Origin of the sequence: Mycobacterium sp. 155, assembly GCF_000373905.1 — a bacterium.
In the GTDB taxonomy this organism is placed as follows: domain Bacteria; phylum Actinomycetota; class Actinomycetes; order Mycobacteriales; family Mycobacteriaceae; genus Mycobacterium.
Genome location: NZ_KB892705.1, coordinates 4,443,204 through 4,462,374, shown reverse-complemented (window position 1 = coordinate 4,462,374; position 19,171 = coordinate 4,443,204). Strand labels below are relative to the sequence as shown.

Here is a 19,171-nt window from a genome sequence, read left to right as displayed (position 1 = left end):
CGTACGACAGACCACCGCTATGGCCACATGACGACGTCCTCCACGCATTCTGGGTCGCACCCAATCTCTTGGCCGGCGAATACCCAGGCGCCACAACACGTGAGAAGGTCGCAACCAAGCTGCGCCTCCTGACCGAGGCCGGCGTCAGCACCATCATTGACCTGACCGCCGAACACGACGGCCTGACCCCGTACGACGACCAATTGCAGGCAGCGGCCCAACATGCGGGCCGCACAGTACGCCGGTTCACGCACCCCATCCCCGACTACGGCGTACTCGACCGCGCCGGCTACGACGCCATCCTCGAACGCATCCACACCGAGCTGGACGCGGGCCGAACGGTGTACGTGCACTGCCGGGGCGGTAAAGGCCGCACCAGCACGGTGATCGGATGCCTGCTCGCAGAGACCGGACTCAGCTATGAGCAAGTCATCGTCCGCATCACCGAACTCCGCTCAGGGACAAGGAAAGCTGCGTTTCCATGCCCAGAATCCGCGGCTCAGCACGACATCCTTCGAGAACGCTAGTCGCGGCTTCCGCAGATGCCAGTTGTCGATAGTTGCATCCCACAACGACGCACCTCGCTGCGCGTCGGACATCGCGGGACCGCTCACTTCCGCGGTTACTGATGAGGTGATTGTCGCTAACAGCCGGGCACCACGACACCCACACCCGCGCCGGGGCTCCTGGGCGCATGTGACTCCAGCGACCGGCAAGAGCCCGGACGCGCGTGGCGTCCGGGCTCCGACCAGAAGGGTTACTTGGCGTGGTTGCGCTGGTGGTGGTGATGCACCGAGGTTCCGGGCTGCGGGGTGTTGTGCTGATGCGGGAAGGCCTCGTGGTGGCTGACCGACGGGCCGTGGTTGGCCACCGAGGTCTCGGCGTGGGCCGAGGCGGCACCGAGGAAGATGACGGCCGGGGCGGCAGCGAGAACGAAACCGGCGGCGATGCGGCGGGCGATGGTCATGTCGACTCCTTTGTCAAGTAAGGCTTTTCGGAATTTCATCCGGTGTGTTCCGGCGTTGAAATAAGAATGCCGCACACAGCCGCCGCCAACTATCGACCAACCGGACCACGCACCAGACGAATTGCCTGTCCCCCGATCGGGGGAAACGTCAAATCCGGCATACGCGGGCCATCGGAGAACCCCGGGTCATGACTCACCGAGCTCACGCCCGCGCCATATCCCGGAATGCTGAACGTGCATGGTCGTCGTCCGCCTATCGACAAACGCCCGCAACGTGTTTCGGTCTACCGGTTGCTTGCCGTCCAACGCGTCGGACAGCGGCACGCCACCCACAACATCATAGACAGCCAGCCGCGCCAAGCGGACTCCCGAACCGACTGCAGCGATGTCCCGCATGGCGTCGTATAGCGCACGCTGCTTCCAGCGCGGTGAGCCCACGCCATCGAGCAGCCGGGGCGGTCCGGCGGGTCCGAAAAGCTGCTGGGTGGACACGGTCGCCCAATAGCTGCCCCACCCCCGCTCCAAGGTGCATACATTTTCGAACTGCATGCAATAACGCATATAGGTCTCGCGCCACGGAAGCTGCTGTGCCCATGCTGGTTCCAGGGTCTTTCGGCGGTACCTGTTGAAATGCTGCCCCTCGTCCAGTTCGACGACCAGTCCACCTTCGAGTACACAGTCCCACGGTCCTGGCCGCAGCCGCGGCGCATCGAGGACCCCGCCGAGCAGGTGATACAACCGCAGGATCTCCTTCTGATCATGCGGTTGCAAGGCATGCAGGTGTGGACGCATCGATTTCGTCGAAGCGCGTCGATAGCCCGCCTCGGCCAACATCTGCTCCAATGCATCCTGCCGAGCTCCCATACTGATCACCGAACCTCTATCCATCGAACTGATGTGAACCGGGCATCGTCTCAGTACCCACCGACAAGTGGCTCAGGTCGTTCGTCCTACTTGACGTGGTTGCGCTGGTGGTGGTGATGCTCCGAGGAGCCGGGCTTGGGCGTGTTGTGCTGGTGCGGGAAGGCCTCGTGGTGGCTGACCGACGGGCCATGGTTGGCCACCGACGCATCCGCATGGGCCGAGACGGCACCGAGGAAGATGACGGCAGGCGTGGCAGCGAGAGCGAAACCGGCGGCGATGCGGCGGGTGATGATCATGTCGACTCCTTTGTCGAATAAGGCTTTTCGGTATTTCAGCCGGTGTGTTCCGGCGTTGAAACAAGAATGCCGCCAACAGCCGTCGCCAACCACCGACCAACCGGACCATGCACCAGACGAAACCCGTGTCCCCCGATCGGGGGAACCGTGCAACCCCAAGCCCCGGATCTAGTCGTAAATGACGGCCCGGGCCCTTTCCGGCCGCAAGCTCGGTACCCCGCACGGCGGCATCCAATGTTCGGGTGACGTGGACGTGGTTCATGATCCGCCCGGCTCCGTAATTCGACTCGCATCCGGGCACCAGCGGATCCCCCAACAGGCTGCAACGCCCGGCTTGCCGGCATGCCACTGGAGAGCTCATAACTAACTTTGTGGTATTTAATCTATAATAAGGATCCGATTAGTGCATCTTCCACAGAGAAGGTTTGACATGAACTGGCCGACGCATCAGTCGGTGCGACGGGCGTGGACGCCTCGCGGCCGTCAGGGTAACCGCGAAGACCGTACTCTCAAGCATGTCACCGCGTCCGTGCCGCCCGCCATTAGTGATCGCACTTACGACCCTGTCGGCGAAGTCGGCCGCGCCCACGACAATGCGCTCATCGCCATCGCTCGTCTCGAAGCCGGATACGGTCAGCACCTCGCCCCATTGGCAGATTTCCTGCTGCGCAGTGAGTCGGTCGCATCGTCCAAAATCGAGCACATCGACGCCGGCTGGCGCGCGTTCGGCAAAGCATTCGCCGGGGCAAAGGCCAACGACGAAGCCCGATCTCAGCTGGCAGCGGTCGGTGCCCTGATTGAACTCGTCGAGTCCGCCAATTCGGGCCCCATCACGCTACAGGCCGTCCTCGACGCACATCAGCTGTTGATGGCGCCAGACCCCTATACCGACAGCCCAGGCGCGTTGCGCACTGTCCAGAATTGGATCGGTGGCAGCGACCACTCACCTGTCGGTGCTCAGTACGTGCCTCCCCCACCGGATCTCGTGCCGGCACTCATGGACGACCTACTGGTGTTCGCCAACCGCACCGACCTGCCGATCGTGGCCCAGGCCGCGATCGTACATGCCCAGTTCGAATCCATCCACCCATTCGTCGACGGCAACGGCCGGATCGGGCGCGCGATGATCAGTACCATCCTGAGACGCCGCGGGCTGACCCGACGCGTAACCGTTCCGGTGGCTTCGGCCATGCTCGGCGACACCGATTTCTACTTCGGCCGGCTCACTGCCTACCGGGCTGGAGACGCCGATCAGTTCGTCGGCTATCTCGCGGACGCCGCCATACAGGCAAGCATCGCCGCGGAGGAATCAGCCGCCCGTCTCTCCGAGTTGCCAGCACAGTGGCGATCAATTGCCCGCCCCCGCGCCAACTCCGCCGACGAAACGCTTCTCGACAACCTGCTGGAGGTCCCGATATTCAACGCCGATACCGCCCGATCACTCACAGGCACGACCGATGCCAGTACCTACAAAGCACTCGGCCGCCTGACCGATGCGGGCATTCTGGAGGTCCTCTCATCCGGTACCCGTAACCGAATCTGGGCGGCCAGTGACGTGCTGGCCGAACTCGATCTCCTCGGCGACACTATCGGCAGGCGCACCAGGCCCAACGCCTGAGTCGTGTCAGGACGCGTCGGCACCGCCCACCCACAAGTGAGCCCGGACGCGCGTGGCGTCCGGGCTCCGGCCAGAGGGGGCTACTTGGCGTGGTTGCGCTGGTGGTGGTGATGCACCGAGGTTCCGGGCTGGGGCATGTTGTGCTGGTGCGGGAAGGCCTCGTGGTGGCTCACCGACGGGCCATGGGTGGCCACCGACGCATCCGCATGCGCCGAGGCAGCACCGAGAAAGATGACGGCCGGGGCGGCAGCGAGGACGAAACCGGTGGCGATACGGCGGGTGATGGTCATGTCGACTCCTTTGTCGAATAAGGCTTTTCGGAATGTCATCCGGTGTGTTCCGGCGTTGAAATAAGAATGCTGCCAACAAGCCCCGCCAACCATCGACCAACCGGCCCATGCACCGGCCGAAACCCCTGTCCCCCGATCGGAGGAACCGCGCACTGCGCCTACTTCGAACGCTGCGACATGACGTTGGAGCAAACCCAGATGACGAAAGCCGATCTGGCGCTTGGCAAGCCGGTCCTGCAATCAGGCAGGGCTGGGAGCAGTTCACCCTGGCCAACCCAACTAGGCCGAACGAAACTAGTTGGCCCCGAACCAACGCGACGTTGTTGCCTCCGAACCCGAACGAGTCACTGATCGCATACTGGTAATGACCGGGGCGTGGCTGGTCGGTCACGACGTCCAAATCGATCTCCGGATCGCAGCTTTTCAGGTTCAGGGTCGCAGGTGCGACGCCGTCGCGCAGCGCCCGAACCTGTCAGGGGCGCTTCCACTGCTCCGGCAGCGCCAATGAGTGGCCCAGCGCGGCCTTGGGCGCATAGACCGCGGGCACGTGGCTGCCGAACGCACGGCGAATGGCGCGGGCCTCGGCCCGGTCGCCTGCGACAGTTCCCATGACGTGCGCGTTGACGTGGTCGATATCGGCCGGGTGAGTCCAGCCAGCTCGATGGCGTCGTAGCAGTCTGCTGTGATGCCGACACCCATGAGACGAGCCAGGATTCGAGCATCGCGCGCCTTGACGTACTCCACTGTTTCGATGAGCAACAGCGTACGGCCTTCACCGAACACCATGCCGTCCCGGTCTGTACCGAACGGACGGCAGGCGACAGGCGGATCCTCGTTGTAGGTCGACAGCAGGCCCAATTGGCGGAACGCTGCGGCGGACGCCGCTCCCGATGCATCGGTCATCAGCGGGGAATCCCCTGTAGCCTTTGCACCTATCTTGGCCCTTGAGGTGACAGCTACAACTTCAGGACTACCCACATCGGAGTAGGTCCAAATCATCACAGCCGGGTGTTCATACGCCAGACTGAAACGATGACCGAACCCGCCACCCGCGTCGCGGTCTACCTGGACTTCGACAACATTGTCATATCGCGCTACGACCAGGTCAACGGCCGCAACTCGTTTCAGCGGGACAAGGCCAAAGGACTGGACGCGGACAAGCTCACCAAGGCCACCGTGGACGTCGCCGCGATCCTCGACTTCGCGTCGTCGTTCGGCACGCTGGTGCTGACCCGCGCGTACGCGGACTGGTCAGCCGACGTCAACGCCGGCTACCGTCAGCAGCTCGTGGGCCGCGCCGTCGACCTGGTGCAGTTGTTCCCGGCCGCCGCGTACGGCAAGAACGGCGCCGACATCCGGCTCGCGGTCGACGCCGTCGAAGACATGTTCCGGCTGCCCGACCTGACGCATGTGGTGATCGTGGCCGGTGACTCCGACTACATCCCGCTGGCCCAGCGGTGCAAACGGCTGGGCCGCTACGTCGTCGGCATCGGGGTGGCAGGCTCGTCGAGCCGGGCGCTCGCGGCCGCCTGCGACGAATTCGTCATCTACGACGCTCTTCCCGGCGTACCGGCCACCGAACCCAACCTAGAACCCAATCAGCAGAAACGCACCCGCAAGAAGACCGAACCGGACCCGCAGGCCGAGGCCACCGCATTGCTCACCCGCGCGCTGCAGATCGGCCTGGAGAAGGACGACGTCGAGTGGCTGCACAACTCGGCGGTCAAGGCACAGATGAAACGGATGGATCCGTCGTTCAGCGAGAAGTCCTTGGGCTTCCGGTCTTTCAGCGATTTCCTACGGTCGCGCTCCGATGTCGTCGAACTGGACGAGAGCTCGACCACGCGGATGGTCAAGCTGCGGTAACAGTCAGCACACCCGGTGATCCGCACGGAAGCGCTCAATGTAGGCGGGCCAGTCCCACGTCGACAGGAAGTCGGTGGTCGCCTGGTATCCCCTGTCATAGAGGGCTTCGGCCTCGCCGCGGGTGATACTGAAGTCGAGCACCCCGATATCGGTCGAGTCCACCTCGATCGCCCGCACTTTCACCCACGGTTGATTGAGATAGGTCTGGTCGTGGCCGACCAGCATGGTGGTGATCAGGCTCTGCAACAGCGGCGGTCCGTGCAAAGGGCCGAGCCCGGGAATCAGCTGCTCGAACGTCGGGGCCGGCAGGTAGGGAATCACCGTCGCGCCGAAGGTGGGCCACCGCGGCACTTTTCCATCGGGCCGGTCGAAGGAGTCGATCGGGAAGTTGGACAGCACTCCCCCGTCGACGAGCGTGTACGGATCACCGGCGGCGTCGTCGAGTGTGACCGGTTGAAACAAGAACGGGATCGCCATCGAGGCGCGGACCGCGTCGGCGACGAGCTGTTCATCGGGATCCAGCCCGTAGAGTCGACGGTAATCCCATGGCAACCGCACCAACTGACCCGACGTCAGGTCGGTGACAGTGACGACAAGACGGTAGCGCCGCTCCGGTAAGAGTTGGTCGTCGTCGATGGCCAGGTCGCCGAAGGTGCTGACACCCAGGTTCTTCAGCTCACTGCGCATCCAGGCGTGGGCGAAATCTCCGCGGTAGATGCCGGTCTCGCGGAACAGCCCCCACGCGGGCCCCAGCAGTGGGATACGTTCGATCGGTCCACTGTCCCGGAATTTCCGGTAGGGCACGTTCAACGCCAGTTCCCGCAGCTGCTCGCTGGTCAGCTGATCGCCCTGCGCCGCCGCGGCCATCACCGCTCCGACCAGCGACCCGGCCGATGTACCCGACACCCGCTGGATCGCGTACCCCGCGTCCTTCAGCGCGACGGCGGCACCCACCAGACCTATGCCCTTGACTCCGCCACCGGACAGGACGAGGTCCGCGCGGAGAGGTTCACCACGCGTGGTGTAGTTGGCAGCCATGGCCCCAGCCTCGCACGCAATGCTGAGGATCTCCTCGAATTCGAAGTCCAGCAATGCGGAGCAACGAGAAGAGCCCGGACGGTTGTCCGGGCTCCTCGGGCAGCGCCTTGTCAGGCGCGGTTGTTCTGGTGGTGATGATGCGCCGCGGTACCCGGCTGCGGGAAGTTGCGCTGCCCCGGGAAGACCTCGTGGTGGCTGGCCGTCGGGCCGGTGTTGGTAACGGAGGTCTCGGCCTGGCTGGCGGTCGCGGCGCCCAGGGCGATGATGGCGGGAGCGGCGGCGAGAGCGAAACCGGCGGCGATGCGGCGGGTGATCATCATGAGTTAATCCTTTGTGTCAGTGAGCTTTTGAAGTTGCTGTCCCGGTGTGATCCGGTGTTGATATAAGAATGCCCCGCCGCGGCACGGAGCAATATCGACCGACCGGCCCATCGACCGGACCAACCTCTTGTCCCCCGATCGGGGGAAGCGTCAAAGAATTGACGCCGCGCAGCAACGGCAAAGAGGCGCATCCTGAATCCGGGATGTTTGAGTTGACTCGGGGGATACGCGATGCGCTGGCGCGATGTTAGTCATGTCGAGTTCGCGGTGCTGGACTACGACACATCGATCGAGTTCTATGACGCGATGTTCGGCTGGCTGCGCTACAGCAGCTACATCGGGATCCAGCCGACCCGCACCGGAGAGAATCGACTCACACCCGACCAGGCCGTCGAGGCCACAAAGAGATCGACCGCTTCCATCGCGAGTTCCTTCGCGCACGGGACATTGTGGTCACCGACGAACCCAAGGAGTACACAATCGTCCGGGCTCCTCGGGCAGCGCCTTGTCAGGCGCGGTTGTTCTGATGGTGGTGATGCGCCGCGGTACCCGGCTGCGGGAAGTTGTGCTGCCCCGGAAACGCCTCGTGATGGCTCATCGACGGACCGGTGTTGACCGGCGAAACGTCTGCGCGGGCCGAGGCGGCACCGAGGAAGATGACGACCGGAGCGGCGGCAAGAGCGAACCCCGCAGCGTAACCGGTGGCGATGCGGCGCGAGATACTCATATCGAATCCTTTGTCTCAGAGGGCTTTTGACAGGCCATACCGGTGTGATCCGGTGTTGAGACAACAATGCCCCGGCGCGACTAGCGTCAGTATCGACCGCCCGGCCCATACACCGGACGAACCCGTTGTCCGTCGATCAGGGGAAGCGCCGAAACTCCCGCGAACAGACACGTAGGTCCGGCAAATGCGGCCTGTCGGGGTACCCGCGTGTCTGCTCGCGGAGAAATCTCTGCTGCAATGCAATCACCGACGGCAACGAAATAATAAATATGCATTGGAGATTCCCGTCGCGGCCCTACCCTTTCAACAATCGCCACTCACTGAACAGGGGACAACACGTGAACAGTTCACTCACCTCCAAACTCGGGGCTGAACTCTTCGGAACGTTCTGGTTGGTTTTCGGTGGCTGCGGCAGCGCGATTTTCGCCGCCAAACAGATCGCCCGAGATCAAGACGGTAGCAACGTCTATCAGCTGGGCATCGGGTTCCTCGGCGTCGCACTGGCTTTCGGCCTGACCGTCGTGACCATGGCATACGCCGTCGGTCACATCTCGGGTGGCCACTTCAACCCCGCAGTCACGCTGGGTGCGGCGGTCGGTGGCCGACTGCCGTGGAAAGATGTGCCCGGCTACTGGATCGCGCAGGTCGTCGGTGGCCTCATCGCCGGTCTGCTCCTGCTCATCATCGCCAAGGGCCAACCGGGTTTCACGGCCAGCGGGAACATGGCGGCCAACGGCTACGGCGCACACTCCCCCGGCCACTACTCGTTGGCCGCGGTGCTGATCGCCGAGATCGTGCTGACGGCGTTCTTCCTCATCGTGATCCTGGGCGCGACGGACGACAGGGCGCCGAAGGGCTTCGGACCACTGGCAATCGGCTTGTCCCTCACACTTATTCACCTCATTGCAATCCCGATCAGCAACACCTCGGTCAATCCGGCGCGCTCCACGGGCGTCGCGTTCTTCAACGGCAACGGTGCCCCGGCACAGCTCTGGGCATTCTGGCTGGCACCGCTGATCGGCGGCGCTCTCGGCGGCATCCTCTACCAGTTGGTGTTCGCCACCCGGAAGGCCGACGCCAAGGCGTAGCCGCAGCCCGATCCGCGCCGGCCCGGCCGGCGTTGTGCGACACCGGGAGTTTGGACCTACCCTGGTGATGGCCCGGGTCTGGGTCACGTGCAGAGTGGCGGAAACATGGCGAGTGGAGTCAGCAATCACATGATCCCGGGCCGTTCGCCCGATGATCGACGGTCACGTTCGGCTCACCCGCGGCGCCGCCGGTCCACGCGGCAAGAATTGACCGCCGCCGTCGTGCCGGTCACCGACACCTTGTTTGCCGACGTCTCGGAATTTCAGCGGGTCGTCGACGACAGCTATCCCTATGCGGTGCTGTCGATCCGCGTCAGTGACGGCACCTACCGCGACCACAATTTCGCCGCCAACTACGCCTGGATGCGCAAAGCGCTCGACACCGGAAAACTGGTGTTCGGGATCGTCTACACCTACTGCCGGCCCAATTGGCAGGCCAACGCCAACACCGTGCGATCCATGATCGACGCCCATGGCGGCCTGCATCCCCGCGTCGCACTCATGCTCGACGTCGAACAGGGCGGCAACCCGACCGGCGACGGATCCTCCTGGATCAACCAGTTGTACTGGAACCTGGCGGACTACACCGGAAATCCGGCACGGATCATCGGGTACGGCAACATCTACGATCTCAACGCCATGTGGCGCACCAAGCCGACCGGACTACGCCTCGTCATCGCGAGTTACGGCAGCAATCCGCCTTATCCCGGCAAGGTCGCCCACCAGTACACCGACGGCAGCGGCTTCGGTGGCGGATTGCCCGAGGGCGCACCGCCATTCGGCAATTGCGACATGAACTCCGCTGACGGGCTCAACCCGGTCCAATTCGCTGCGGCCTGCGGCATCGCGACCCAACCGGCAGAAGGTTCAGAGCTAGTCTGACGCACAGGTCACGTGCCGGCCGCCGAGCGCCGTGGCGGCCGAGACCGTAGGCGGTGCAACTCTCTGAGGCGGTCAGTGCCCCGCGCCGTTGATCGCCGGATGGTCGATCATGCCCTTGTCCACACCCCACATGGTCGCGATGGTGCGGTACTCACCGGTCTCCATCAGCTGTTCCAAAGCCTGCCGCAGCGATTCTGCGAGCGGCGAGCCCTTGGCCACCGGCCAGCCGTAGGGCGCCGAGTTGAACACCTCGCCGGCCGGCTCCAAAGCCCCACCGCTGAGCTTGATGGCAAACCCGGTCACCGGCGAATCCGCGGTCATCGCGTCGGCGTCCCCGGCGACCAACGCGGCGGTGACCTCGTCCTGACGGGTGCGCTGTACCTTCTCGATCGGTGAGAGGCCCGCCGCCAGACAAGTGTCACTCTTGGCCGGGATCTCCTCGGTGTCCTGAATCGTGCCGTATTTCACGGCAACGCGCAGACCGCATGCCGCCGTCGGATCCACGTTCGACCCGGTGCGCTGCGCCCAGAGAGTGCCGGCGTTCAAGTAGGTAACGAAGTCCGCCAGCCGTTCTCGCTCGACGGTGTCGGTCATCGCCGTCATCCCGACGTTGAAACCGCCGTCGCGCACCGAAGGCAAGATGCCGTCGAAACCCGTCTCCCGGAAGTCGGGAACCAGTCCGAGGACGCGGGTCACCGCTTTCATGAGGTCGACGTCGAAGCCGACGAGCTCTCCGCCGGAGTTCTTGAACTCGATAGGTGCGTAGGGCACGTTGACGCCGATCACGAGCCGCCCGGTCTCCCGGATCTGGGCGGGCACCGTCGCCGCGATCGCCGGGACCGCACCCGACGGCGTCGGCACCCGGCCGGACACCGACGCCGTGTCGGCCAGCCCGGGCCCGCGGTCTCCGCCGCGCAACTGCCAGACCCCGACCGCACCTACCGCAGCCACTAGGAGCGTGGCTGCGATGATCGCAAGCACTTTGCGCGGCAGCCCGATCCTCGGCCTGGTCTTCACCCGCTGGGCCGAATGGCGACCGGAGCGGCCGGTGGTGCGGACCGGGACACTGAGCGCGGTGCGCGCGGCTGACGCCAGCTCACCGGCGGTCTGATAGCGCCTGGCCGGCTTCTTCGCCATGCCCTTGGCAATCACCTCGTCGAACGCCGCGAGCCTGGGATCAGTGGTCGACGGCCGCGGCGGCGGCTGCACCATATGTCCGGCGATCTGCTGTTCGAGACTGTCGACCGGATAGGGCCGCACGCCCGTCAGGCATTCGTAAAGAACACAGGCCAGCGCGTAGACGTCCGAGCGTGGATCGGTCTTTCCGGCGTCGAACCGCTCGGGCGCCATGTAGGCCAGCGTGCCCAGAGTGTTGCCTGCCGTGGTCATACCGGCTTCGCCGGCCGTGCGCGCCAGACCGAAGTCGATGAGGTACACGAAGTCGTGATCGGTGATGAGGATGTTCGACGGCTTGACGTCGCGGTGGATCAGCCCGGCCTCGTGGGCGGCGTCGAGCGCGCAGGCGACCTGCTCGACCAGGCTGACCACGAACGCCGGTTCCAGCGGTCGCTGGGCCTTGGCGAGCACGGCCCCGAGGTTGCGGCCTTCGATGAGCCGCATATCGAGATACAGCCGGCCATCGATCTCACCAAAGCTGTGAATCGGCACCACGTGCGGATCGTTGACCCCGGCCGCCGCGTGCGATTCTTTGCGGAAGCGATCCTGAAACGAGGCGTCCTGGGCCAGGTGCGGGGGCAGAACCTTGAGCGCGACGACGCGATCGGTGTTGGTGTCGTAGGCCTGATAAACCTCGCCCATACCGCCGCGGCCGATCAGCTTCTGCAGCTGATAGTGACCAAAGGGTGTCGTCTCCACCGTTTTCCCTCTCGGCGCAGGCCCCTGCTCCGATGTGTCGATCGAAGCTACATCACCGAGGGCGCCGATGTCTCAGGGGAAGCGTACGCAGGTGGCGATTGCCGCGGGCCTTTGCCCTCTCGAGCCCGGGACCGCCATCCGAACCGGACAGCGCCAGAGGATCACGGCCAATACCCGGTATTGATGCGTCCCCCGGTTACCTTTGTCGCGAGCCGCGAAAGGAGGAACATGCGCGTTGACGGACGGGATATCACCGTCACCGGCAGCCTGCTGCAACCACTGACCCGACGCACCAACGACATCCTGCGTCTCGCCCTGGCCGCATTGTTCCTCGTCGCGGTCGTTACGAGTTCCCTGATCACCCGTTACGAATGGGTGGCGCTCGAACGGTCGATCTCCAAGATCGTGGGCGTATTGACGCCCACCCAGTCCAACCTCGTGTACCTCGCGTACGGCATCGCGATCGTCGCGCTGCCGTTCGTGATCCTGGTGAGCCTGATCCTGTCCCGGCAGTGGAAACTACTTCGCGCCTACGCGGCCGCCGGTCTCATCGCGATCCTGTCGCTGTCCATCACCGGCAACGGCATCGCAGCACCACAGTGGCATTTCGACCTGACCGACCGGCTCGACACCCAGCTCTCGCAGTTCCTCGACGACCCGCGCTGGATCGCCATGCTGGCCGCGGTGTTGACAGTGTCTGGCCCCTGGCTGCCGCGCCGGCTGCGCCGCTGGTGGTGGACCCTGCTGCTGGCATTCGTACCGATCCATCTGGTGGTCAGCGCCGTGGTGCCGGCCCGCTCACTGCTCGGTTTGGCGGTCGGCTGGTTCGTCGGCGCCCTAGTGGTCCTCGTCGTCGGCACCCCGGCGCTGGAGGTGCCGCTCGACGGCGCGGTACGCGCACTCGGCCACCGCGGCTTCACGGTGTCCTCGTTCAAAGTGGTGCGGCCGGCCGGTGCCGGGCCGCTGCTGCTCGACGCGTACTCACCGGACCCCGACACCACCGCGGTCGTCGAGCTGTACGGACCCAACCAGCGCAGCGGCGGCGCCGTCCGGCAGCTCTGGAGCAAGTTGCGATTGCGCGCCAACGAAACCGCTCCGCTGCAGACCTCGATGCGCCGCGCCGTCGAGCACCGCGCGCTCATGGCCATTGCCATCGGCGACCTCGGGCTGGCCAGCACATCGACGATGTCCGTCGCCGCGCTGGACCGCGGCTGGACGTTGTACGCCCACAATCGGAAGCGCGGCGTGCCGTTGGATCAGTGCACCGACGAGGCCGGTGTGCAGAAGGTGTGGAACGCCTTGCGCACCCTGCACGACCACCAGATCTCCCACGGAGATCTGCGCAGCCGGGAGATCACCGTCGAGGACGGCGCGGTGTTGTTCGGCGGATTCGGCAGCGCCGAGTACGGCGCGACCGACACCCAACTGCAGTCCGACATCGCGCAGCTGCTGGTGACCACCACCGCGCTGTACGACGCACCGTCGGCGGTGCGCGCGGCGATCGAGGCGTTCGGCCGCGAAACCGTGCTGACCGCGTCCGGCAGGCTGACCAAGACCGCGGTGCCGGGCCGGGTTCGCGACGCCGTGCCCGACGCCAAGACCGTGATGACCCGGGCCCGAGACGAAGTGAAGCACCAGACCGGTGCCGACCAGATCCAGGCCGAGACCATCACGCGGTTCACCCGCACCCAGGTGATCCAACTCGTGCTGCTGGTCGCGTTGGTCTACGTGGCCTACCCGTTCATCAGCACTGCGCCGACGTTCTTCTCCGAGTTGCGCACCGCGAACTGGTGGTGGGCTCTGCTCGGACTGACGGTCTCGGCACTGACCTACGTCGGGGCCGCGGCCGCGCTGTGGGCCTGTGCCGATGGACTGGTCAGCTTCCGACATCTGGCGATCATGCAGGTGGCCAACACCTTTGCCGCGACGACCACCCCGGCCGGTGTGGGCGGCCTTGCGTTGAGCACACGGTTTCTGCAGAAGGGCGGGCTGACCACGCTGCGTGCGACCGCGGCAGTGGCCCTGCAGCAGACCGTCCAGGTGATCGTGCACGTGGCGCTGCTCATCTTGTTCACCACCGCGGCCGGTGCGCGGGCGGATCTGTCGCACTTCGTCCCGTCCGCAACAGTGCTGTACCTGATCGCGGGCCTGGCCTTCGGGTTTGTCGGCGGGTTCCTGACCGTACCCAAGCTGCGGCACTGGCTGGCGACAGCGGTCCGGCCGCGGCTCAAAGAGGTGACCGACGATCTCGTCGATCTGGCCAAGGAGCCCAAGCGGCTCAGCCTGATCGTGCTGGGCGCGGCGGGAACAACTCTCGGGGCCGCCCTGGCGCTGTGGGCCAGCGTCGAGGCGTTCGGCGGCACCACCTCGTTCGTCACCGTCACGGTCGTCACGATGATCGGCGGAACGCTAGCCTCGGCGGCGCCGACCCCCGGAGGCGTCGGCGCGGTCGAGGCCGCCCTGATCGGCGGTCTGGCCGCCTTCGGTCTGCCGCCCGCCATCGCCGTTCCCGCGGTCCTGCTCTACCGGGTGCTGACATGCTGGCTGCCGGTCTTCGTGGGCTGGCCGGTGATGCGCTGGCTGACGCATCACGACATGATCTAACCGCGACACGACCGTGAAGTGTGATGATCGACGGTCGCCGGGCCGCTTCGTCACGCTGGAGTGGCCCTCGGCGTCGACCGCCACTCCAGCGTGACACACGGGAGCTATCTGCTAGACATTAGGCTTTCGCACCGTTGTTGTTCCAGAATCGTTCACCGTGTGTTTACAGTTCCTCCTGCTTTGCATCGTCGTCGTCACGGCGCTGATATTCGATTTCACCAACGGATTTCATGACACTGGCAATGCCATGGCAACGTCGATCGCCAGCGGAGCACTGAAACCACGGACCGCGGTCGGACTCTCGGCAGCACTCAATCTCGTCGGCGCATTCCTTTCCACCGCGGTCGCGGCCACCATCGCGAAAGGCCTGGTCGACGCGAATCTCGTCACCCTTGAGCTGGTGTTCGCCGGCCTGGTCGGCGGGATCGTCTGGAATATGCTCACGTGGCTGCTCGGTATGCCGTCGAGCTCGTCGCATGCGCTCATCGGCGGCATCGTCGGCGCCATGATCGCCGCCGTCGGGGGACACGGCGTGATCTGGCACGGGCTCGTCTCGACGGTGATCGTGCCTGCGGTGTTGTCGCCGCTGATCGCCGGCATCGTGGCAGGCATCGCCAGTTGGCTGGTCTATCGGCTGATCCGCGGTCTGCCCGAGGAGCGCACCATTGCCGGATTCCGGTACGGCCAGATCGGATCGGCATCGCTGATCTCGCTGGCGCACGGGACCAATGACGCGCAGAAGACGATGGGCATCATCTTCCTGGCTCTCATCTCCTACGGCGCTGTCGACGAGTCTGCGACGATGCCGCCGTTCTGGGTGGTCGTCGCGTGCGCGGTCGCCATCGCTCTCGGCACCCTCTCAGGAGGCTGGCGGGTCATCCGCACCCTGGGCAAGGGCCTGGTCGACACCGCGGCACCGCAGGGCATGGCCGCCGAGTGCGCGTCGGCGGCCACGATTCTGCTCTCCAGTCATTTCGGCTACTCGCTGTCGACCACCCACGTCGCCACCGGCTCGATTCTCGGTAGCGGCGTCGGCCGGCGTACCGAGGTGCGCTGGGGCGTCGCCCGCAAGATGGCCATCGCCTGGCTCATCACGCTGCCCGCTGCAGGCCTCGTCGGCGCATTCACCTACTTCTTGGTGCACGGAATCGGCGGGTTTGCCGGACCCCTGATCGGATTTTTGGTGTTGATCGGCTCGGCGGTACCCATCTGGATCAGGTCGCGCAAGCCGCCGATCGACCACACGAACGTCAACGACGCCTGGGAAGGCAGCCTTACCGGCACCACCGAGGCCAAGTAGGAACGGAAGCGACATCACATGAACGACTGGATCAATTTCGCGGCCGTCGGCAAGATCCTGCTTTTCGGCCTGGTCATAGGTGCTGCGGTGCCGACCCTGTTCGCCCTCGGAGTCCGGCTCGGCATCGCCGCCACGGCAGGTCCTCAGTCCAGTGCCGACCGGCGTCGGCTGCTGGCCGGCCTCAGCTGGGTGATCTTTGGGTTGGTTCTGGTTGTCGTCATTACGGGCGTGCTGTTCATCGCCAACAACTTCATCGGTCATCACACCGGCGTCTACCTGTTCGGCACGGCCACCCACAAGTAGTCGACGTTGGCGGCACCCCCGAACACTTTCCTCGCCAGGGTCGTGGCTTGGATCCGACCGGTGGTCGCCCATACAGACCAGTGGTTGACCATACCGACCACTGGTCTGTAGCGTTGCAGCATGCCGCGGGTGATCAAGCATCCCGATGTCCGCCGGGCCGAGCTGCTGGACCGGGCGTTGGCGTTGTTCCTGCAGCGCGGCTACGACAATGTCAGCCTCAATGACCTGATCGCCGATGCCGGAGTCTCCAAAGGCGCTTTCTACCATTGGTTCCCGTCAAAGGAAGCGCTCATCGTCGCGTTGGCCGACCGCATTGTCCGCGACCAGTTCGCCACCATCGAAGCCGCTGTTGCACGATGCGACGGCAACGCACTGGACAAGTTGAACACCTTGCTGCAGTGCGGGTTTGACGTCAAAGTTGCGACGGGAACGCCCGAACAGCTGGCGGCGACGGTGTCGCTGCTGAGACCCGAAAACGCTCAGCTCTATGCGCGCATCGTCACACTCGGAGAAGACCTCGCCCGACCACTGCTCACGCAGCTGATATCCGATGGCGTGACACAGGGCACCTTTGACACTTTCGACGCCGAAGGGGTCGCCGACATGCTCCAGGGCTTCGCCGCCCGCACCAACTCGAACCTGCTGCGGGTGGCAGATGCCGCCGACGATTCCGCCAGAAGCCTCGAAATCGACGTACTCACAACACGTTTCAGACTTCACGGGCTGGCCATCGACCGTATTCTCGGACTCGCCGACGGCAGCATCGCCACACTCACCCGAGACCAGGTCGACACCACGCTGGCGGGGTTGCCGCGCAACTACTGATGTCACGCCGAGAGCCGAAACCCAAGGAGCCATACGCCATGTTGAACTCGAAACCACGCTATTCAACGGGAACGGTGACATCAAAAGACGGCACAACGATCGGCTTTCGCCGGCTCGGCCGCGGCCCAGGACTGATCATCCTGCACGGTGGCGCACTCGCGTCACAGCACTACATGAAGCTGGCAGCCATATTGGCCGACCAGTTCACCGTCTACCTCCCTGACCGACGTGGCCGAGGTATGAGCGGCCCCTACGGGCCGAATTACCAGATCGAGCGTGAAGACGAAGACCTCGACGCGGTCGTCACCGCTACGGGGGCACACTATGTATTCGGCGTCGCCGACGGCGGCCTGTTCGCGCTGCACGGCGCCATGACCATTCCGGCGATTCGCAAGGTCGCTGTCTTCGAGCCGGTCGTGTTCGTCGGCCAACCGGGTCTGGACGAATTCAAAGCAGTAATCAGCCGTGGGCAGCGGCTGGTCAGCAGCGGTGACATCGGGGCCGCAATGGCCAGTCTCGCCACGGACGCGGCACGCTCTGACCCTCGGGCGCAAGCGGTTTCAGCACCGTATCGCCTTCTGCAACGAATCATGATCAGTCCCTTCGTGTGCCGGGGTTGGCTGTGGGCCGATGCCCGGCTGGCCAAAGGTGACAATGCCGCGCTGCGCGACCTGATCGTGGCGTGGAAACAGGAGTTGGATGTCGTGATAGCCAGCGAAGGCACCATCGACGACTACAAGAGCGTCACCGCAGAGGTCTTGCTGCTATGCGGTAGCGGCGCGCCGCCGCTGTTCACCGGCACCCTAGACGCCCTGCAAAAGGTGCTCCCGCATGTGACTCGGACCGAACTTCCCGGCCTCAATCACGGTGGGCCCCAAGACCAAGGCGGCAACCCGGCCGTCATCGCCGCACGGTTGCGCCGATTCTTCTCCGCAGACGCCTAATACTGCAGCCGCACATCTATGCGCGCGGCATCCCATTTATGAAGAGCCAGTTACAGCTTGGTACGGACTGATTCTTGTGCTGTACACCCGTCAGTAATTGGGTAGCTCAAAAACAGGTAGTCCACTACTCGCGTGGGGGCTCGTCTTACGGCGATAGCCTCGTTTTCGGGGATGAGGTACTGCTTGAGGGAGGGCAGCATTCTGATGGGCGAGCAGAACTTCTGCGTAAGCGGAGACGAAATCTTTATCGACGGAATCCCTGTCGATAGATCGGTATTTATCGCGTACTGCGCCGATAGTGACGACGCTGCGGGAATACTCGAAAAGCTGTTCCAGCCCGATCAGTTGGTGCGCGCTAAGTCAGCGGTGTTCGACGCGGGGCTGTTCTCATTAAGCAGAAAGCCTCGCCAGTGGGTGCAAATCGGAATCCGGCCGAGCGCCGACCAGTTCTCGTTGCGACGCGTCTATTCAAGCATATCCGATCTCGCAGAGAAACTATTACTTTCGGGTGTGGCCCGGAATTTCTTCTACATGCATAAGCCGCCTGGGATTCGGCTCCGGCTTGAAGCATGCGATGGCGTGTCGATAAATACTGTGCGGCTTCATATCGACGATGCCCTGCGGCGAATGGAGCGTGATCGCCTGATTGTAAATATTCAGCCAGGTGTGTACGAGCCGGAGACCTACTTATTTGGCGGATCCGCGTCGATGGAACACGTGCACGGGTTATTCACAGTGGATTCGCTCTTTTGGCTTCGATATCATGCAGGAATCCCCCGAGAAATGTCTCGATCTATACCGGTATGGCTGATTTCTCTGGCATTGCTTCACGGTGTGTTCGACGGCTTAGAGATTGATGGCTGGGAAACGACTGGGGTGTGGGATCGTCTACGTACCGAGGCTGGCCGTTGTATCTCAGGTGAGGTTAAGGCACTATCGGATTTCACAGAGGTGGCGGGTGGGCTATCAGCCCAGTGGTGGAACCGCGCTAACCTCCTTGATACTGCCGATCCCGAGTCTGCCGAACTCGTCGTGCGTCATCGCGAAGCATTGCGGGTTGCGGCACGGCGCTGGAAAGAAGCATATTTTGCGACCGCCACAGCTGAGCTGGGACCGCGACAGGCCGCCGCCTATTATGTGATATTCCACTGGAATCGTGCCGGCATAACCTCAGAGAAACAAGCGCTATTAGCCGAATCCCTTGCTGAGATGCGATCCTGATAATGATAAAAGATCGGGACGCTTTCGGCGATTCTGCGCTCCTGCGGACCGCAGGCGTACCTGTCAAGCATTGGTTATCCGGTGCTAATCCAGGTATTTTCGACAAAGCGCGGGCAAGTCGGCTTTTGAGACGCAGTTATTGT

Annotated in this window: 19 protein-coding genes and 4 pseudogenes; 13 read left to right on the top strand and 10 right to left on the bottom strand. The window is 64.0% G+C overall.

Features of this window, described 5'->3' with window-relative positions; all coding sequences use genetic code 11:
• Positions 1-527: tyrosine-protein phosphatase (locus B133_RS23410; RefSeq protein ID WP_018603981.1), on the top strand; the 527-nt coding region annotated here is incomplete at its 5' end.
• Positions 528-757: 230 nt separating this feature from the next.
• On the opposite strand, the gene B133_RS0121340 is transcribed toward B133_RS23410, so the two are convergent.
• The 4 genes and pseudogenes from B133_RS0121340 to B133_RS24540 form a co-directional block, all read right to left on the bottom strand.
• Positions 758-967, bottom strand: a complete 210-nt coding sequence (locus B133_RS0121340; protein WP_018598657.1) for a hypothetical protein — start codon at positions 965-967, stop codon at positions 758-760.
• Between the two features lie 186 nt (positions 968-1,153).
• Complete coding sequence (locus B133_RS23100) at positions 1,154-1,831, bottom strand: hypothetical protein (protein WP_018603979.1); 678 nt, start codon at positions 1,829-1,831, stop codon at positions 1,154-1,156.
• An 86-nt stretch (positions 1,832-1,917) separates the two neighbouring features.
• Positions 1,918-2,127, bottom strand: coding sequence for a hypothetical protein (locus B133_RS0121330; RefSeq protein ID WP_018603977.1), 210 nt, complete (start codon positions 2,125-2,127; stop codon positions 1,918-1,920).
• A gap of 175 nt (positions 2,128-2,302) precedes the next feature.
• Positions 2,303-2,488: pseudogene (locus B133_RS24540) on the bottom strand (NAD(+)--rifampin ADP-ribosyltransferase); the annotation flags it as partial.
• Between the two features lie 69 nt (positions 2,489-2,557).
• Between B133_RS24540 and B133_RS0121325 the strand changes: the two are divergent.
• A complete protein-coding gene (locus B133_RS0121325) occupies positions 2,558-3,745 on the top strand; it encodes a Fic family protein (protein WP_018603976.1) in 1,188 nt (395 codons plus the stop codon).
• Between the two features lie 80 nt (positions 3,746-3,825).
• On the opposite strand, the gene B133_RS0121320 is transcribed toward B133_RS0121325, so the two are convergent.
• Positions 3,826-4,035, bottom strand: a complete 210-nt coding sequence (locus B133_RS0121320) for a hypothetical protein (RefSeq protein ID WP_026256723.1) — start codon at positions 4,033-4,035, stop codon at positions 3,826-3,828.
• Positions 4,036-4,179: 144 nt separating this feature from the next.
• Between B133_RS0121320 and B133_RS25065 the strand changes: the two are divergent.
• Positions 4,180-4,281 (top strand): annotated as a pseudogene (locus tag B133_RS25065) (class I SAM-dependent methyltransferase); the annotation flags it as partial.
• Positions 4,282-4,330: 49 nt separating this feature from the next.
• On the opposite strand, the pseudogene B133_RS23945 reads toward B133_RS25065, so the two are convergent.
• Positions 4,331-4,920 (bottom strand): annotated as a pseudogene (locus B133_RS23945) (beta-ketoacyl-ACP synthase); the annotation flags it as partial.
• Between the two features lie 147 nt (positions 4,921-5,067).
• On the opposite strand from B133_RS23945, the gene B133_RS0121310 reads away from it, so the two are divergent.
• Positions 5,068-5,901 carry an NYN domain-containing protein gene (locus tag B133_RS0121310; protein WP_018603972.1) on the top strand — a complete coding sequence of 278 codons (834 nt, stop codon included), beginning with the start codon at positions 5,068-5,070 and terminating at the stop codon, positions 5,899-5,901.
• A gap of 3 nt (positions 5,902-5,904) precedes the next feature.
• On the opposite strand, the gene B133_RS0121305 is transcribed toward B133_RS0121310, so the two are convergent.
• Positions 5,905-6,939, bottom strand: a complete 1,035-nt coding sequence (locus tag B133_RS0121305) for a patatin-like phospholipase family protein (RefSeq protein WP_026256722.1) — start codon at positions 6,937-6,939, stop codon at positions 5,905-5,907.
• Positions 6,940-7,049: 110 nt separating this feature from the next.
• Complete coding sequence (locus B133_RS0121300) at positions 7,050-7,259, bottom strand: hypothetical protein (RefSeq protein WP_018603968.1); 210 nt, start codon at positions 7,257-7,259, stop codon at positions 7,050-7,052.
• Between the two features lie 231 nt (positions 7,260-7,490).
• On the opposite strand from B133_RS0121300, the pseudogene B133_RS25410 reads away from it, so the two are divergent.
• Positions 7,491-7,735 (top strand): annotated as a pseudogene (locus B133_RS25410) (hypothetical protein); the annotation flags it as partial.
• 32 nt (positions 7,736-7,767) lie between these two features.
• Here the strand turns inward: B133_RS25410 and B133_RS0121290 are convergent.
• A complete protein-coding gene (locus tag B133_RS0121290) occupies positions 7,768-7,986 on the bottom strand; it encodes a hypothetical protein (RefSeq protein ID WP_018603963.1) in 219 nt (72 codons plus the stop codon).
• 338 nt (positions 7,987-8,324) lie between these two features.
• On the opposite strand from B133_RS0121290, the gene aqpZ reads away from it, so the two are divergent.
• Both aqpZ and B133_RS0121280 read left to right on the top strand, forming a co-directional pair.
• Complete coding sequence (gene aqpZ / locus B133_RS0121285) at positions 8,325-9,074, top strand: aquaporin Z (protein ID WP_018603961.1); 750 nt, start codon at positions 8,325-8,327, stop codon at positions 9,072-9,074.
• Positions 9,075-9,281: 207 nt separating this feature from the next.
• Positions 9,282-9,956: a hypothetical protein gene (locus B133_RS0121280; protein WP_018603959.1), complete on the top strand. Its 675-nt coding sequence runs from the start codon at positions 9,282-9,284 to the stop codon at positions 9,954-9,956.
• Positions 9,957-10,028: 72 nt separating this feature from the next.
• Here the strand turns inward: B133_RS0121280 and B133_RS0121275 are convergent, their stop codons facing one another.
• Positions 10,029-11,831, bottom strand: a complete 1,803-nt coding sequence (locus tag B133_RS0121275) for a bifunctional serine/threonine-protein kinase/transporter substrate-binding domain-containing protein (RefSeq protein ID WP_018603957.1) — start codon at positions 11,829-11,831, stop codon at positions 10,029-10,031.
• 228 nt (positions 11,832-12,059) lie between these two features.
• Here B133_RS0121275 and B133_RS0121270 point away from each other — a divergent pair, with 228 nt between their 5' ends.
• From B133_RS0121270 to B133_RS0121245, 6 genes are all read left to right on the top strand, one after another.
• Complete coding sequence (locus B133_RS0121270) at positions 12,060-14,435, top strand: lysylphosphatidylglycerol synthase transmembrane domain-containing protein (RefSeq protein ID WP_018603955.1); 2,376 nt, start codon at positions 12,060-12,062, stop codon at positions 14,433-14,435.
• Positions 14,436-14,592: 157 nt separating this feature from the next.
• A complete protein-coding gene (locus tag B133_RS0121265; RefSeq protein ID WP_018603953.1) occupies positions 14,593-15,735 on the top strand; it encodes an inorganic phosphate transporter in 1,143 nt (380 codons plus the stop codon).
• 18 nt (positions 15,736-15,753) lie between these two features.
• Positions 15,754-16,038, top strand: coding sequence for a hypothetical protein (locus tag B133_RS0121260; RefSeq protein ID WP_018603951.1), 285 nt, complete (start codon positions 15,754-15,756; stop codon positions 16,036-16,038).
• Positions 16,039-16,158: 120 nt separating this feature from the next.
• Positions 16,159-16,863, top strand: a complete 705-nt coding sequence (locus B133_RS0121255; protein ID WP_018603949.1) for a TetR/AcrR family transcriptional regulator — start codon at positions 16,159-16,161, stop codon at positions 16,861-16,863.
• Between the two features lie 38 nt (positions 16,864-16,901).
• Positions 16,902-17,807 (top strand): alpha/beta fold hydrolase, encoded by a 906-nt coding sequence (locus B133_RS0121250; RefSeq protein ID WP_036419488.1) that lies wholly within the window; start codon positions 16,902-16,904, stop codon positions 17,805-17,807.
• Positions 17,808-18,011: 204 nt separating this feature from the next.
• Complete coding sequence (locus B133_RS0121245) at positions 18,012-19,028, top strand: thiopeptide-type bacteriocin biosynthesis protein (RefSeq protein ID WP_157625933.1); 1,017 nt, start codon at positions 18,012-18,014, stop codon at positions 19,026-19,028.
• Positions 19,029-19,171: the final 143 nt, after the last annotated feature.